17 protein-coding genes and 1 pseudogene are annotated in these 15,480 nt (G+C 65.9%); all 18 read right to left on the bottom strand.

The features are described 5' to 3' along the window. Positions 1 to 42 precede the first annotated feature (42 nt). Positions 43 to 525 carry a hypothetical protein gene (locus tag WB461_RS04745; RefSeq protein ID WP_423851567.1) on the bottom strand — a complete coding sequence of 161 codons (483 nt, stop codon included), beginning with the start codon at positions 523 to 525 and terminating at the stop codon, positions 43 to 45. Between the two features lie 85 nt (positions 526 to 610). Continuing rightward, positions 611 to 1,711, bottom strand: coding sequence for a protein translocase subunit SecF (gene secF / locus WB461_RS04740; protein ID WP_423851566.1), 1,101 nt, complete (start codon positions 1,709 to 1,711; stop codon positions 611 to 613). Further along, positions 1,711 to 3,369, bottom strand: a complete 1,659-nt coding sequence (gene secD, locus WB461_RS04735; protein WP_423851565.1) for a protein translocase subunit SecD — start codon at positions 3,367 to 3,369, stop codon at positions 1,711 to 1,713. The genes secF and secD overlap by 1 nt, the downstream gene beginning before the upstream one ends. Then, complete coding sequence (gene yajC / locus WB461_RS04730) at positions 3,369 to 3,662, bottom strand: preprotein translocase subunit YajC (RefSeq protein WP_423851564.1); 294 nt, start codon at positions 3,660 to 3,662, stop codon at positions 3,369 to 3,371. Before yajC ends, secD begins: the two co-directional genes overlap by 1 nt. Before the next feature lie 136 nt (positions 3,663 to 3,798). Continuing rightward, positions 3,799 to 4,842 carry a Holliday junction branch migration DNA helicase RuvB gene (ruvB, locus tag WB461_RS04725; RefSeq protein ID WP_423851580.1) on the bottom strand — a complete coding sequence of 348 codons (1,044 nt, stop codon included), beginning with the start codon at positions 4,840 to 4,842 and terminating at the stop codon, positions 3,799 to 3,801. Beyond that, the gene (gene ruvA / locus WB461_RS04720) at positions 4,842 to 5,435 is read right to left on the bottom strand and encodes a Holliday junction branch migration protein RuvA (RefSeq protein WP_423851563.1); all 594 of its coding nucleotides are present in this window, start codon (positions 5,433 to 5,435) and stop codon (positions 4,842 to 4,844) included. Before ruvA ends, ruvB begins: the two co-directional genes overlap by 1 nt. Next, complete coding sequence (gene ruvC / locus WB461_RS04715; protein ID WP_423851562.1) at positions 5,432 to 5,950, bottom strand: crossover junction endodeoxyribonuclease RuvC; 519 nt, start codon at positions 5,948 to 5,950, stop codon at positions 5,432 to 5,434. Before ruvC ends, ruvA begins: the two co-directional genes overlap by 4 nt. A gap of 81 nt (positions 5,951 to 6,031) precedes the next feature. Continuing rightward, positions 6,032 to 6,796 (bottom strand): YebC/PmpR family DNA-binding transcriptional regulator, encoded by a 765-nt coding sequence (locus WB461_RS04710; protein ID WP_423851561.1) that lies wholly within the window; start codon positions 6,794 to 6,796, stop codon positions 6,032 to 6,034. A gap of 13 nt (positions 6,797 to 6,809) precedes the next feature. Beyond that, a complete protein-coding gene (gene pdxT / locus WB461_RS04705; RefSeq protein ID WP_423851560.1) occupies positions 6,810 to 7,409 on the bottom strand; it encodes a pyridoxal 5'-phosphate synthase glutaminase subunit PdxT in 600 nt (199 codons plus the stop codon). 260 nt (positions 7,410 to 7,669) lie between these two features. Next, positions 7,670 to 8,209: a hypothetical protein gene (locus tag WB461_RS04700; RefSeq protein WP_423851559.1), complete on the bottom strand. Its 540-nt coding sequence runs from the start codon at positions 8,207 to 8,209 to the stop codon at positions 7,670 to 7,672. 180 nt (positions 8,210 to 8,389) lie between these two features. Continuing rightward, positions 8,390 to 9,883, bottom strand: a complete 1,494-nt coding sequence (locus WB461_RS04695) for a signal peptidase I (protein ID WP_423851558.1) — start codon at positions 9,881 to 9,883, stop codon at positions 8,390 to 8,392. Beyond that, entirely contained in the window at positions 9,880 to 10,548 is a 669-nt protein-coding gene (locus WB461_RS04690) for a SipW-dependent-type signal peptide-containing protein (protein ID WP_423851579.1), read from the bottom strand. The genes WB461_RS04695 and WB461_RS04690 overlap by 4 nt, the downstream gene beginning before the upstream one ends. 28 nt (positions 10,549 to 10,576) lie before the next feature. Further along, positions 10,577 to 11,209 (bottom strand): hypothetical protein, encoded by a 633-nt coding sequence (locus WB461_RS04685; protein ID WP_423851557.1) that lies wholly within the window; start codon positions 11,207 to 11,209, stop codon positions 10,577 to 10,579. Beyond that, complete coding sequence (locus tag WB461_RS04680) at positions 11,206 to 11,781, bottom strand: signal peptidase I (RefSeq protein WP_423851556.1); 576 nt, start codon at positions 11,779 to 11,781, stop codon at positions 11,206 to 11,208. Before WB461_RS04680 ends, WB461_RS04685 begins: the two co-directional genes overlap by 4 nt. A gap of 76 nt (positions 11,782 to 11,857) precedes the next feature. Beyond that, entirely contained in the window at positions 11,858 to 12,427 is a 570-nt protein-coding gene (locus tag WB461_RS04675; protein WP_423851555.1) for an alternate-type signal peptide domain-containing protein, read from the bottom strand. Between the two features lie 211 nt (positions 12,428 to 12,638). Continuing rightward, positions 12,639 to 13,961: an Ig-like domain-containing protein gene (locus tag WB461_RS04670; protein ID WP_423851554.1), complete on the bottom strand. Its 1,323-nt coding sequence runs from the start codon at positions 13,959 to 13,961 to the stop codon at positions 12,639 to 12,641. A 223-nt stretch (positions 13,962 to 14,184) separates the two neighbouring features. After that, positions 14,185 to 14,694, bottom strand: a complete 510-nt coding sequence (locus tag WB461_RS04665; RefSeq protein WP_423851553.1) for a hypothetical protein — start codon at positions 14,692 to 14,694, stop codon at positions 14,185 to 14,187. A 231-nt stretch (positions 14,695 to 14,925) separates the two neighbouring features. After that, positions 14,926 to 15,480, bottom strand: a pseudogene (locus WB461_RS04660) (pyridoxal 5'-phosphate synthase lyase subunit PdxS); the annotation flags it as partial.

Below are 15,480 nucleotides of genomic sequence, written 5' to 3'. Positions count from 1 at the left end.
GGTCCCGCGGGCAGCGCCCGCGAGACCGGTCGACCAGCGTGATTACGACGCGTTGAGGTCGACCTTGCAGACCTTCTTGGCGTGCGCCTGGATCGCGTTGGAGGCCTTGGTGAAATCGGCGCTGCCGAGCTTCGACATCTCGCCTGCCAGGCCCTGCAGCTTGGCGACGTCGACGCCCTCGGGCACCTGGCCGCTCTGCAGCTTGGCAAGGTCGGAGAACTTCAGTCCGGCATCCTTGAGCGCCTTCTCGACAGTCGTGATCGCACCATCGAGCCGCTTCCAGTCGTCCTTGATGTCGCTCGGGGCCTCGTCGGCCAGCTTGTGGAAGGTCGCGAATGCCTTGTCGAGCTGGCCAACGTTGCCGGACGACACCTTGCCGAAGGTCTTGGACGCCTTCTTGACGTCCTTGCAGTAGTCACTGCCTGCACCGCCGCTGCCGCCGGCGCTGCTGCCATCCCCGCCGCCGCAGGCGACCAAGGTGCTGGCGAGCAGGACCGAACCGGCCAGAATCAGAGAGATCTTCATGGGCGTTCTCCTCCGTGAGCGATGTGTTCGGGACGGTCCCGCGCCGCTGATCGGTAGGACCAGCATGGCATGCCGTGCAGACGGTCTACGTGCTCCCCTTGCCTCGCTTGGAGCGCGGCTGGCGACTCGGCTGGGCCCGCTTGGCCGCACCTGAGGTCGTCACCGGGCGGTGAGGCGCAGCCGGCGCCACAGCGGCCGGGGCCTCGGCCAGCTTCGCTCGACGTGCCATCACCCGCGCGGCCTGCGCCTTGATGGCGGGCTCGCGCTCCTTGAGCTGAGCAACCAGCGGCGTCGCGATGAAGATCGAGGAGTAGGTGCCAGCAAGCATGCCGACGAACAGTGCCAGCGCGAGGTCCTTGAGCGGACCCGTGCCGAGAATCGCCGCACCGGCGAACAGCAGCGCTGCCACCGGCAGCAATGCGGTCACGGAGGTGTTGATGGATCGCACCAGGGTCTGGTTGAGAGCCAGATTGGCCTGCTCGGGGTACGTCTTGGACGTCGAGGCGGTGATGCCCTTGGTGTTCTCGCGGACCTTGTCGAAGACCACCACGGTGTCGTACAGCGAGTAGCCCAGGATCGTCAGCAATCCCGTCACGGTCGCCGGTGTGACTTCGAAGCCGGAGAGCGCGTAGACACCCGCCGTGATCACCAGGTCGTGCGCGAGCGCCACGATCGCCGCCACTGACATTCGCCACTCACGGAAATAGGCCCAGATAAAGATCACCACGATGACCAGGAACACGATCAGGCCGGTGAGGGCCTTGGTCGCGACCTGCTTGCCGTAAGTGGGCCCGATCAGGTTCTGGCTGACCTCGCTGGCGCCGGCCTTCTCCAAGGACTTGGTGATGGTCGTCGCCTGGTCCTGCGACAGTGCGCGCGTCTGGATGCGGATCGAGTCGCTGCCCGCGGTCTGCACCGTCGGATCCCCGGCCGCCGCGACGTTGGCGTCGTTGACCGCGCGAGTCAGCTCATCGGCGGTCTGGGAGTTGGCGGTCTGCACCTTGGCGGTGAACTCGACACCACCCTTGAACTCGACGCCGTAGTTGAAGCCCCGGAGCACGAAGGCCAGTGCGGCCACCAGGACGATGACGGCCGAGATCAGGTAGAAGACCTTGCGGCGTCCCACAAAATCGAACGAGACGCGGCCTTCGTAGAGATTCTGTCCGAACGAACTGATGCGGCCCATCAGGCATCTCCTCCAGCGGTACGGGCGATCTCGGAGACCTTGCGGCCCGAGATCCCCAGGTGACCGGCGTCGAGTCCGGACAATTTGTGGCCCTGGCCGAAGAACTTGGTGCGTGCGAGCAGCGAGACCAGGGGCTTGGTGAACAAGAAGACGACGAACACGTCGATCAACGTGGTCAGACCGAGCGCGAACGCGAACCCGCGCACGACGCCGATCGCGAAGATGAACAGGGTCAGCGCGGCCAGGATCGACACCGCGTCCGCCGCCAGGATCGTGCCACGGGCACGGACCCAGCCGGCCTCCACCGCAAGACGCAACGACTTGCCGTCGCGCACCTCATCACGTATTCGTTCGAAGAACACGATGAACGAATCGGCGGTGATACCGATCGCGACGATCAGGCCGGCGATGCCCGGCAGGGTGAGGGTGAACCCGACACCTTGGCCCAGCAGCAGCACCATCACGTACGTCAGCGCCGCAGCCACCAGCAGAGAGCCGATGATGACCAGCCCGAGCCCGCGATAGTAGAACAGGCAGTAGAACACCACGAGGATCAGGCCGATGATGCCCGCGACCAGACCCGCATTGAGCTGGGTGCCGGCCAGCGAGGGCCCGATCTCCTCACTGCCGTTGACGCCGAAGGTCAGGGGCAGTGCGCCGAACTTGAGCTGGTTGGCCAGCTCCTTGGCGGTCGTTGCGGTGAAGTTGCCCTGGATCTGGGACTTGCCGTTGGTGAAGTGACCGTTGGTGGTCGGAGAGCTGAGGACCTCACCGTCCAGCACGATCGCGAACTTGCTGCCCTGCTCGTTGCCGGCCTGCTGCTGCTTGAACAATGCGTCCGTGACGGTGTCGAAGACCTTCTTGCCGCCACCCTTGATCGCGATCGCGACAACCCAGTTGACCTGCTGCTGCGGCAGCTCGGCGTTCGCGCTCTTGATGTCGGTGCCCTCGATGATGGTGGGGCTGAGGATCTGCACCTCTCCGCTCGAGCGGTCGCAGGTGACCAACGGCTTGTCGGCGACGTCGTTGACATTCAGTCCGGCCTTCGAACACACGAAGCCCTTGGCCTGGGTTTGCAGCGCCTTGATGCCAGGCTGGTACTTTTTGGGGAGCGTGGTCAGCCCACTGGTCTCGGCTGTGAGCATCTGGTCGACCGAAAGTGCGGACCAGTCGATCCCGTCGATGGTCTTCTGCGCCGCCGAGGTGTCCGCCGGCGTCGTGGCGCCCGCCTGACCGCCGGCCCACACGAGCCGAAACCGCAGCTGCGCGGTCTTGCCGACCTGGTCGACGATGTCGGCGCGCTTCTGTCCGGGGATCTCGATGATGATCTGGTTGCCGCCCTGGGTCGTCACCTCGGCCTCGGTCACACCGGTCGCGTTGACACGCTGGTCGATGATGTTGCGGGCCTGATCGAGCTTGTCCTTGGCGACCTTGCCGGTCTCGGCCTTCGCCTCCAGCGTGATGCGGGTGCCACCCTCCAGGTCAAGGCCGAGCTTGGGCTTCCACGCGCTGTCGTCACCCTTCTTGGTGCCGAGACTGGTCAGGGCCACGATGCCGTAGAGAGCGACGATCACGGCGAGGAACAGAAACAACGTGCGCCGGGGACGGGGCAGGTTGGACGTGGCGCCGCGGGGCCGACTGGAGGGGGCTTTAGCCATCAGTCCTCGATGCTCGTTTCGGTCTCGGCCGGCGCTGGCGGGATGACCCGCGCAACGGCCTGGCGGTTGACCGTGACGACGGTGCCCGCGGCGACGCGCAGCTCGATGGTGTCCTCAGCGAGCGAGACGATGTCACCGAAGATGCCGCTGGCGATCATGACCCGGGTGCCGGGCGCCAGCTCGCTCTGCGTCTGCAGGAAGGCGCGCTGACGCGCCCGCGCCGGGCGAACCACCAGGAAGAAGAAGGCGACGACGAGAAGGATGAGGGGCAGGAGTGCGCCCAAGTTGTCCACCGTTGATGCTCCGTACGAATGTGGGATGCGCCGCCGAAGGGCGGCATGGTCGGACCGCAACGCGGATTCGCGCGGAGGCCAACGGGAAGTTTAGCCCTACGCCATGACGATCGTGACGTGGCTCATGCCGAGCGCGTCATCCGGCATCGTCATCCAGCGGCAGCTGGTCCAGGCCCGGCGGAGGAGTGAGCCCCAGATGGCGCCAGGCCCGCGGCGTGGCGACCCGCCCGCGTGGCGTGCGGGCCAGGAATCCCAGACGTACCAGGAAGGGCTCCGCCAGCTCCTCGACGGTCTCGCGCTCCTCTCCGACGGCGACCGCAAGGGTCGACGCGCCGACCGGTCCCCCGCCGAAGCTGCGGCACAGGGCGTCGAGCACGGCGCGGTCGAGTCGGTCCAGGCCGAGCTCGTCGACCTCGTACAGGGCCAGTGCGTCGCGTGCCACCGGGTGATCGACGATGCCGCCGGCCCGCACCTCGGCGAAGTCGCGGACCCGGCGCAGCAGCCGGTTGGCGATACGGGGGGTGCCCCGAGAGCGTGACGCGATCTCTCGCCCGCCGTCGTCGGTGACCTCGAGGTCGAGCAAGCCTGCCGACCGGGTGACGATGCGGTGCAGCTCGGCCGGGTCGTAGTAGTCGAGCTGGGCGGTGAAGCCGAAGCGGTCCCGCAGAGGGCTGGGAAGCAGCCCGGCCCGCGTCGTCGCACCGACGACCGTGAACGGAGGGATCTCCAACGGGATCGCCGTCGCTCCGGGACCCTTGCCGACGATGACATCGACCCGGAAGTCCTCCATAGCCATGTACAGCAGCTCCTCGGCCGGCCGGGACATGCGGTGGATCTCGTCGATGAACAGAACGTCGCCGAGGTTCACCCCCGACAGGATCGCTGCGAGGTCGCCGGCGTGCTGGATCGCGGGACCGCTGGTGATGCGCAGCGGCGCCGACAGCTGGTGGGCGATGATCATCGCGATCGTGGTCTTGCCCAGTCCGGGCGGCCCGGACAGCAGCACATGGTCGGGTGTACGACCGCGGGCCACGGCGGCTTCGAGCATCAGGGACAGCTGCTCCCGGACGCGCTCCTGTCCGATCAGCTCGTCGAGCGTGCGGGGGCGGAGCGCCGCCTCGAAGGCTCGGTCTTCAGGACCGGCCTCGGCGACGATCGCGTCGAACTCCTCGTCGCGCATCATCGCGCCTTCGCCAGTGTGCGCAGGGCGTCCCGCAGGACCGTGGAGATGTCAGGGGTCTCCCCCGGCTTGATCCCGGAGGCGACCTGCTCGAGCGCGGCGTCGGCGTCGCGGGTGGACCATCCGAGCCCTGACAGCGCCTCGTGCACCTGGGCTCGCCAGGCGGGCGTCCCGCCGGTCGCTGCAAGTGTCGTGACACCGACCCGGTCCTTGAGCTCGACGACGATCCGCTCGGCACCCTTGCGGCCGATGCCGGGGACCGAGGTCAACGTTGCGAGGTCACCCTGGCCGATCGCCTGCCGGAGCCGGTCCGGGTCGAGCACAGCGAGCATCGCCTGGGCAACCTTGGGGCCGACCCCGCTTGCGGTCTGCACGAGCTCGAACATGTCGCGTTCGTCGGTGCTCGCGAAGCCGAAGATCGTCAACGAGTCCTCGCGCACGACCATCGAGGTCGAGAGCTGGACCTCGTGACCGATCCGCAGCGTGGCGATCGTGCCCGGCGTGCACATGACCTGCATGCCCACCCCACCGACGTCGATCACGGCGGACGTCAACGTGACCGCGGCAACCGGGCCCCGCACGTGCGCGATCATCGCGCGACCTGCGCTTGGACGGCCGCCTGGAGGCGCGACTGCGCTCCTCCGCGCCAGATGTGGCAGATGGCCAGGGCCAGCGCATCGGCCGCGTCGGCAGGTCTCGGCGCCTCGCTCAGCCGAAGCAACCGGGTCACCATCTGGGTCACCTGGGCCTTGTCGGCACGTCCGCTGCCGGTGACCGAGGCCTTGACCTCGCTGGGCGTGTGCAGCTGCACCGGTATGCCGTGGCGCGCCGCGACGAGCATCGCGATCCCGCTGGCCTGGGCCGTGCCCATCACCGTGCGGACGTTGTGCTGGCTGAAGACGCGTTCGACGGCAACGACGTCGGGACGGTGCTCGAGGATGCTGGCCTCGATCTGCTGCTCGAGCTGGTGCAGCCGGCGAGCGGTGTCGAGATCAGCGGGAGTGCGGAACACCCCGACGTGCACCATCGTCAAGGGGCGTCCGACGGTGCCGTCGACCACTCCCACGCCGCACCGGGTGAGGCCGGGGTCGATCCCCAGGACCCTCATCGGCCCGGCTCGCAGATAGAACGCATGTTCGACAGCGTAGACGGCCGGTGCGTCAGCGTGCAGGCGACGCGCCGGTCCGGATCAGGCGTGGACCTGGGCCATGACCTCGTCGGAGGCGTCGAAGTTCGCAAAGACGTTCTGCACGTCGTCGCTGTCCTCCAACGCGTCGATGAGCTTCAGGATCTTGGTCGCGGCGTCGACGTCGACCTCGACGGTCATGGTCGGCACGAACGAGGCATCGGCCGAGTTGTAGTCCAGTCCCGCCTCCTGCAGTGCGGTGCGTACCGCGACCAGGTCGGTTGCCTCACTGATGACCTCGAAGGTCCCATCGAGGTCGTTGACCTCCTCGGCGCCGGCGTCGAGCACGGCCAGCAGCACGTCGTCCTCGTTGGTCTCGCCTGACTCCTGCTCGGCGGGCACCATGATGACCCCCTTGCGGTGGAACATGTACGACACCGAGCCCGGGTCGGCCATCGTGCCGCCGTTGCGGGTCATCGCGGTGCGCACCTCCATCGCTGCACGATTGCGATTGTCGGTCAGGCACTCCACCAGCAGCGCGACACCGCCGGGCGCGTAGCCCTCGTACATGATCGTGATGTAGTCGACCGCGTCGTCGCCGACGCCGCCACCGCGCTTGACCGCTCGGTCGATGTGGTCCTTGGGGACGGAGGCCTTCTTGGCCTTCTGGACCGCGTCGTACAGCGTGGGGTTGCCCTCGAGGTCGGCGCCGCCCATCCGGGCCGCGACCTCGATGTTCTTGACCATCTTGGCGAACATCTTGCCGCGCTTGGCATCGACGATGGCCTTCTTGTGCTTCGTGGTCGCCCACTTGGAGTGGCCTGACATGAGGAACGCCTTTCTACGACTGCTTGACGAGGTCGACGAAGTAACGGTGGATGCGATCGTCGTTCCCGACTTCGGGATGGAACGAGGTCGCCATCAGGCTGCCCTGTCGAACTGCGACGATTCTACCGGCCGCCGGGCCGGTCGGGACTGTGGCAAGCACGTCGACGTCGGGACCCAGGTCCTCGACCCACGGTGCGCGAATGAAGACCGCGTGCACGGGATCGGCAAATCCGTCGAAGGCGATGTCCCCCTCGAACGAGTCGACCTGCCGGCCGAAGGCGTTGCGTCGCACCGTGATGTCGAGCCCACCCAGCGTCTCCTGACCGACGATGCCGTCCTCGATGCGATCGGCCAGCATGATCATGCCGGCACACGTGCCGAAGGTCGGCATGCCTGCGCGGATGCGCTCGACCAGCGGCTCGAACAGCTCGAACGTCCGGGCCAGCTTGTACATCGTGGTCGACTCGCCACCGGGCAGCACCAACGCATCGCAACGCCTCAGCTCTTCGGGCCTCCGGACGGTGAAGGTGGCCACGCCGAGGTCATCGAGCGCGCGCACGTGCTCGCGCACATCACCTTGCAGCGCGAAGACACCGATCGAGGGGGAAGCCACGCCGCAACCCTACTGAAGGCAGCACATGACGTGTGACGGTGGCGGCGGCGAGAGAGACGAGTCTCCAGGGGATACGCCGCCGCCGCCGCTCCCTCTCGGATATCCCTCCCGATCGGGTTCGACGGAGCGCATGGCCCACGACGACGATCGTGCAATGGACCGGGCTCCCTCTACATTCAGCGGGTGATACGAGGCACTCCCATACCCCTCACTCACTGACACTGTCGATGATACTCGCCAGGTGGTCTGGGCACCATCCATCATCGCGCCTGCCTCGTGCCGCGGGCGCGCCGGCGTGGCGTGACCGCGACGAACGCGAGACAGGCGACGAGCACACCGCCGATCGTGATCGCGATCAGCCCGTGCAGCGGTCCGACGATGAATCCGAGGAGTGGAACGGCGAACAGGACGCGCTCGACCCGGGTGACATCGTGCGTCTCGGCGTCCGGGACAGGCGAGTCATCGGCCTTGAGGGTGAGCCGGACGGTGCTGCCGTACGGCTCGACCTCGACGATGCGGTGCGTCACGCGCTGGCCGGCGCGGTTGGTCACGCTCACGATGTCACCGGGCCCGACCTCGTTGACCGAGACCTCACGTGAGATGGCCAGATCTCCCGACGAGATCGCCGGCGCCATGGTGTCGGATCGGAACGCGATCGGGTTGAGACCGGCCACCACGATCCAACCGGTGGCGACGATGCAGACGACGCCGAGCAGGGCAGCGACGTGGAGCAGGATCGATCGCCAGGACCAGCCGGTCCCAGCTGGAGGTGCAGCCCGACGTCGACCACCCTGTGTCATGCATGCCTCTCGAGGTGTCCCTCCCTCGCGCTGGACTCTACCGGCTGACGCCAGGTCGTCGAGCGTACTGCGAGCAAGATCGCCAGGAGCCGCCGGTGAAGATGAGGAGCTCCTTGCGGCGCACTGGCCGATTGTCAGATCTGGGACTGCTAGACGATCATGAACGCACTGGGTAGCAATTCACGGCGAATAGGTTCCTGTAACGGTCACCACGTTCCCCGCAACGTCGGTGATCGTCAAGATTATTCTCGCAGAAAATGGTTTGCCGATGCCGTTGGCGTCCGTTGTCCCGTAAGCCATCGGGACGACCCAACCGTTCGCCACAGACGAGCTCGCGGGAATGCCGGTCACCGGGCTCGCGACGAATGTTGAGGTGGCCGCATCCCAGTATGACCTGGCTCCGCCGCTGGTCACGACCTTGGAGATCTCGTAGGTGATGGAGGCCACGCCGGACAGTGAGTCTGTTCGGGTGCCGCACCAACCTGCGATCGAAGTGCCTCCCGAATTTTTACAGTTGGTGCCCCATTTAGTCGCGCTGTTGAAGTCATTGTTAGCGCTAGGGAAGGCGATCGTCGCTGCTGGATTGGTCTTGTCGAGCTTGACGGTGCGGGACTTGTTGGGTGTCTCGACGTTGCCGGCGTTGTCCGTCGCGCGATACTCGACCACCGTGGTGCCCTCGCTCGAGATCGTCGCAGTATAGGGAGCGACCGTCAACGTGGTGTAGGCGCTGAGCGCTCCGCCGTTGAGGCTGGTCCGGAACTCAACCTTCTGGACGCCGCTACCGCCGGCGGGATCGGTCGGCGAGAAGGTCAGGGTCACGTTGGCGTTGTTCCAACCGGCGCCGTTGGCCACCGGCGACTGGCTGACGGTAGTGGTGGGCGCAGTCGTGTCGAACTGCGCCGCGGCGGAGAAGGTTACGTTGGAGACGCCTGCGGAGTCCACCCAGGCGGCGGTCGTCGACTGCATCCAGCCGATCGCCGAGACGGCGACGAAAGCAAGAACAGAGCCCGTCGCGACCGCCTTGTCTCGGCCGACGCGCTTCCGCTTGCCCTTCGCGCCGACCTTGCGGCCGGGCTCCGGTTCCACAGGAGCGGCGCCTTCGGGAGGATCGAGCGCCGTGACGGAATCTGGCGCGCCCGCACCGCCGCCGGTCTCCTCGTCTGCCGATCTGAAGCCACCGCTGTTGGACGTCGGGGACCGTTGTGCGATGAGCAGCAGCAGGAGCGCAACGTAGGCCGCGAGGACGAAGCTGCCCGGAGCGTGCGAAAACCAGGCGACCGCGTAGCCTGCCTTTGGCACCGTGAACAGCACCCGCTCGGCGTCCTTCACATTGTAGACGGCCGGGTCGATCACCCGATTGGCGTCACCCTTGAGGGTCACCTGCCGAGTGGCACCCGTTCCCTGTACGTCCACGACCCGGTGGGTCACCCGGTCCTGGTGCGGCTCGCGCACCGAGACGATATCGCCGATGTGCAGTTCAGGAGCCTTGATCGTGCGCGCGATCGAAAGGTCGCCCGTGCTGATCGTCGGCTCCATCGAGCCGGACTTGAACAGCAACGGGTGCACGCCGAAGGCAAAACTCAGCAGCATCACGACCACCGAGATGGCACCGACCACTGCCGTGAGGCTGAGCGCAGCCTCACGCGTGAGCTTCAAGAATCGGCTTCGCGTCATGAGACGTTCGAGGTCGCCGAGAAGGTGAGAACGCCGTTGACCGTCAGCGACTGCAGGCTGGTCGAGGCGGCGGAGTCGAAGTCGACCTGAACGCACAGGTTGACGGAGCCGCCAGCTGCAAGCCCGCCAGCCGGGGTGACGGGCTGGCCCGTCGAGACGATGCTTCCGCTGGTGTTCGTGGTCAGCTGCACCGAAGAAGCCAGGGCCGTGCCGCCGCTGCAGGTGACACTGTTGCCGGTGCCCGTTTTGGCTGCAGCACCCGCAAACGAGAAGACGGAGATCCTGAGGGCGGAGCTCGAGCTCGGTCCCCCTGCTGCGAAGGCGGCCGCGTTGGTGCCGGTCAACCCACCGGCCGCAGTCCACTTCAGCGGCGCCGTACCCGGGTTCTTGATGGTGAGCAGCTGGGCCGAGGTGTTGCCCGGCGCCATGGCGGTCATCGACAACGACGTCTGTGCCGTCGATCCCCCGGTTCCGACCGTCGACCCGTCCGAACCCGTGCCGCCGGTGTTGTTGTTGACCGCCAGGTCAAGGGTGCCGCTGGTGAACGTCACGCCGGAGATTGTTGCGCTGTCAGTCCAGTAGGCCATGGTCCCAGTCGAGCCCAAGGCAAGCACGACGCCGAGACTCAGCACCGCGCGCGCGCGGGTTGACCTCAAAAACTTCATGCCGGAGGAGATACGCGAAGGCAGGTGGTTAGACATGGGATGCTCCCTGTGGTGATGTTCGGGGGCGCGAGACGATCGCAACACCCGTTCCGAGAAGGATCGAGCCGAAGGCAAAGATCCAGAGGGGTAGTCCGCCCGTGTCGGGCAGCGGTCCGTTCGGGCGGCCGTCACCGTCGTCGAGGACGGCCGAGGTCTGACTGAGGTTGATGCGAAAACTCAGGTCGGTCGAGCGCAGCTGGGTGTCGTTGGGCGACGAGAAGGCAAAGTCGATGGAAACCACAACGGGGACTACCTCGTCGGCGGCGACCTCCGTCAGCGTGATGAGGCGCCGCTGACGATCACTGGTCGTCGAGCCCGATGTGCCACCGGCTGACGCGGTGACGGTGAGGTCACCGCTGTCCAGCAGGTCGCCGACGTGGTCGCCGAGAAGATCAACACTCATCCGGGCGGGCGTACCGCCTTGATTCCGCACGTAGAAGGTGGCATGTCGCGAATCGCCGGGCACCCAGCGGGTCGCGCTGTCGAAGAGAGGCCCGTGGAACGTCGGGGCGAAGGCCACCCCGTCGTGGCTGATGCCCAGCTCGCCTGTGGCCGCTGCCGGGGCTGCTGTGGAGCACAGGGCGACGAGCACCGAAAAGAGGACAGCGACACTTCGCTTCATACGCTGACCTCCTCATCCTTGTTGACTCTCTTGCTGGCTGCCCGGCGGACGCGAGCCGAGGTCACGAACATGTAGGCCGCGTAGGCAAGCAGCCCACCCACGATGCCTACGCTTGCCGCGTGCCGTTGTGCGTTGTCCATCGCATTGGTGAGCCGACCCAACTGGGGTGCGGAATACCAGAGCTTGCCCTTGATCTGAGCTGGGATCACTCTCGCGGGGTCGGGTCCGTCGTTGGCGTCGCCCTGTGTCGTGAAGATTCTTGATCCGTCCGAGTCGAATCCAATGGCCGCGATCCGGTGAGTCACGACGGCGCGCTCCCCGGACCTGAGCTGGTAGGTCACCACGCTCCCGACGCCGATGTCTTTCACGTCGACCGGCTTCATGACTACGAGCGTTCCCGGCGGCAGATCGGGCCGCATCGATCCGGTGAGAATCGTGTACGGCGTCGCACCGCCGAGCCGAGGAATGAGCACGCACACCGCAAGCAACGTCGCGGCCGCCGCGATGATGAGCCAGGTGATGACCTGGCCGATCCATCCGGAGACGTCCCGTGCCCGAGTGAGCTCACTCATGTGCGCTGTCTTCTCTCTACCTGTCCAGGTGGGACGTCGGCCCGAGCCGACGTCCCTTCAAGGATGGACTGTCGATTTAGGAGTGAGCCTGCGTGAACGTCACGACGAAGTCGCCAAGCGCCGCCGTCAGCGTGGAAGCACCAGCGGACTGTGAAGCGTTGTCCGATCCCGGGTTGAACGTGACCTTGAGCTCTGCCGTCACCACCGAGCCATCGGCACTTTCGGTGATCGACCCGACTGGGTCACCGGCGGAGGCTCCGCTGGCGACCGAGGGGGTCTTGTACTTGAACGTGGAGGACGGGGTGATGTACGTCGCAAGCGACCCGGTCAGCGACGAGTTCGGAGCCGTGAGAGTGGCGCGAAGGTGCTCACCGATGGCAGTGATGGTGTAATCACACTTCTGTGTCAGCACGTCACCGGGGACGATCTTGTCGGAATCCGGCACGTACGCCTTGTCGGCTGTGGTCTCGCTTCCGTCGAACTTCCAGCCCGTGCAGCTTGGGGAGCTCAGCTTGAGCTCTCCCGACACGACGTCGGTACCAGAGACAGTGTCCGTCGCTGACCAGAATGCGAGCGATCCGGCACCACCGAGGAGCAGCACGCCGGCTGCGGCCGCCGCTACGGCGCCCTTGGTCGAATTCTTCATGAGGGAGTCCATCCATCTTGATGACAACGGGACGATTGTCCCGCCGGGTCTCCCTCCCGAAGACAAGATTGATTGAACGCGAAGACGTCGTCTGCCAAATGCGAAAAGATGGTCCAAAAGGACTATGAGCTGAAAACGTGACCGCCTGTCGACTTCCTCATTTTTGGGCTGTCATGCCAGCCAATATTTGCACCTGCGAGCAGCGAGACTCTCAGAGCAGTGTGGAGTATGTGAAGGAGCTCGTGGTGGCGTTCCCCGCCCGATCGGTCACCTGCGCCGAGAACGAATAGGTGCTCAGTGCCGTGTAGAAGCCGACGCGCGATCGCGGAACCACCCAGTTCGGCAGCACCCCGCCAGCGTCCTGATACGCGTACCCCGTGCACGAAGCCGTGCCGGTCGCTGTGTAGCAGGTCGATCCCTTGGACAATTGCCACTTCACCGCGGTGACGGCGGCGAGGCCGCTCATGGTGTCGCTCGCGGTGCCGCAGCCGATGTTGCCACTGCACGAACTGTCCAGCAGCGACCCCAGAGCCGCGAGCGACAAGGAAAGACCGGAAGTCGGTGCCGTCACGGTGAGCGAGGGTGCAGTGCCATCAAGGTAATAGATCTTGTCCGTGGTCACCACGTTCCCGGCCAGGTCCGTCGCGGTCAGCTGAACGGTCCCCCCATTGACTTCGCTCAGCGAGATCGGGCCGGTGTAGGCCGTCGGCGCTCCGCCAAAGAGAGTGAATTTCGTTGATCCCGCGAGCAGTCCGCTCCCCGTGTCGCTGTACGCGGCTGTCACGTTCAGAGTTGTCTGCTTGCACCAGGTGCCCGACGGCGCAGGGAGGCCAGGGCTCGCGCACGGAGCGGACTGCGAGGCCTCGGGTGCCACCGTGTCGAGTCGCACATTCGACCTTGTGAGGGCGGCGGTGTTGCCATAAGCATCCGTGGCAACCACATCGATATCCTGCAGGCCCTCGATCAGCGCGAACGGCGTCGAGATCCACCCTCCCGAGACGCTTGCCGTCGCGGTCGCAATCTGAGTGCCGGCACGTCTGACGACAATGTCGGCACCGGCTTCGGCCGTGCCGCTCAGTGAGTTCGTGCTCGTCCTGGTGATGAAGTCGGTCGCGCTGGTCCCCGTGTCACTGCCCAGTGTCGCGATTGACACCGTTGTCGCATCATCTGAGGCGTAAGAGGTTCGCGGCGACTCGGACACCCAATTGGTGCCCACTCTGGCGACGACCGAATACCAGTGAGCCGAGCCGGTACGCGCGGTCGAATCAACGCAGCTTGTCCCAGATGAGGAGCAAGCCACGGTCCCAGCGCCACCCGTCGCCGCGGTGTAGTGCTGCAGCTCGTAGCTCGTGGCAAAGGGGACGCCGCTCCACGCGAGTCCGACCGTTCTACCGCCCAGATTCTGTGTCGCAGTCGGCGCAGGAGCGGTCGAGAGAGTCGCGGCCTGAACCTGCCGGATCCCCGAAGAATTCGACGACGACAGCCAAGCCGCCCAGGCCCGCGCCTGACCCGCGGCGAGGATGACGACGAACACGACCACGAGCCCCGACAGCGTCCGACGCGCGAACTCTTGGGCCGAGGGGGCGCTACGCGAGCCGCAACTCATGCTCGTTCCCGATGCGCAGAGGCAGCCAGGAACGGCAGCCGCCGCTGTCGGACCGTCGTGAACAAAGATCTCCTGCCCTACAACTTCTCGTGCTTCATCAACGTGATCCGGTCCCAGCCAACCGAGGCCGGTGGCCGGGACCGGAGTCGCGTCAGGAAGAGGCGCCGGAAACCGAGAGGTTGGGCGTGAACGTCGCGCCCTGACAACCGTTGTCGGATGCAGCACTCATGGAGACAGTGACGGTCAGGTTGGCCGAGGACACCGGTGTGCCGCCACCGGCGACATCGGTCCCAACTGCGGCCGAGTTGACGACCGAACTCAGGCCCGCGTTCGTCGACGTGCAACCGGTACCGCCCGAGACGGTGAAACCACTGACGGTGACCGTTCCCAACGTGACCTTGTAGGAATTGTTGTTCGTGACGGTGAAGCTCGAGACCTTGCTTCCGCCGGGCACCAGGCCCGAGATGGCCGGGGTGACCGGATTCACGGTCAGTGACGCTGCAGTGCCAGCGGTGACGTCCTGCGAGCTTCCGGTGCCGTTGCTCATCCAAGCGGCAAAGGCCATGGCGCCGCCGATCAAAGCCGTGGAGGCAACGAAGAACACCGAAAGCCGCCGAATGCGTCCGTGCCGTGAGATTTTGTGCGCACTGATACTGGTCATGAGACCACTCCAATTCTCCCTCAGGGTCACCGACTGTTCGGTGAAAGGTCCCCGCCCGCTTACGCGATCCGCTGACGTGACGCTCCGCACCAAGGTGCGGCTCCCTGCGTCACGTAGCCGTTCACTGAGTATGCAGTGGGCAACTCGTCACCGACACGCGAAATGATTGAAATGCGGTGAGCGAGATCAAAGATGGTTCGAAAGAACTAGATGCAGTGGCCCCAAGGGGCGCTACCAGCCGCGTTCGGCGAGACGGTGCGGCTCGGGGATCTCGTCGACATTGATGCCGACCATCGCCTCGCCCAGTCCGCGTGAGACCTTCGCGATGACATCCGGGTCATCGAAGAAGGTGGTGGCCTTGACGATCGCCTCAGCACGCTCGGCCGGGTTGCCGGACTTGAAGATGCCTGAGCCGACGAACACTCCCTCGGCACCCAGCTGCATCATCATCGCGGCGTCCGCCGGGGTCGCGATGCCGCCTGCGGTGAACAGCACGACCGGGAGCTTGCCCTTCTCGGCTACTTCCTTGACCAGCTCGTACGGAGCCTGCAGCTCCTTGGCCGCAACGTAGAGCTCATCCTCGGACAACGACTGCAGGCGGCGGATCTCGCCACCGATCTTGCGCATGTGCATCGTCGCGTTGGACACGTCGCCGGTGCCGGCCTCGCCCTTGGAGCGGATCATCGCTGCGCCCTCGGTCAGCCGGCGCAGGGCCTCACCCAGGTTGGTCGCGCCACACACGAACGGGACGGTGAAGTTCCACTTGTCGATGTGGTTGACGTAGTC

Origin of the sequence: Aeromicrobium sp. (assembly GCF_049587115.1) — a bacterium.
In the GTDB taxonomy this organism is placed as follows: domain Bacteria; phylum Actinomycetota; class Actinomycetes; order Propionibacteriales; family Nocardioidaceae; genus Aeromicrobium.
This window is presented reverse-complemented; position numbering and strand designations above follow the sequence as displayed.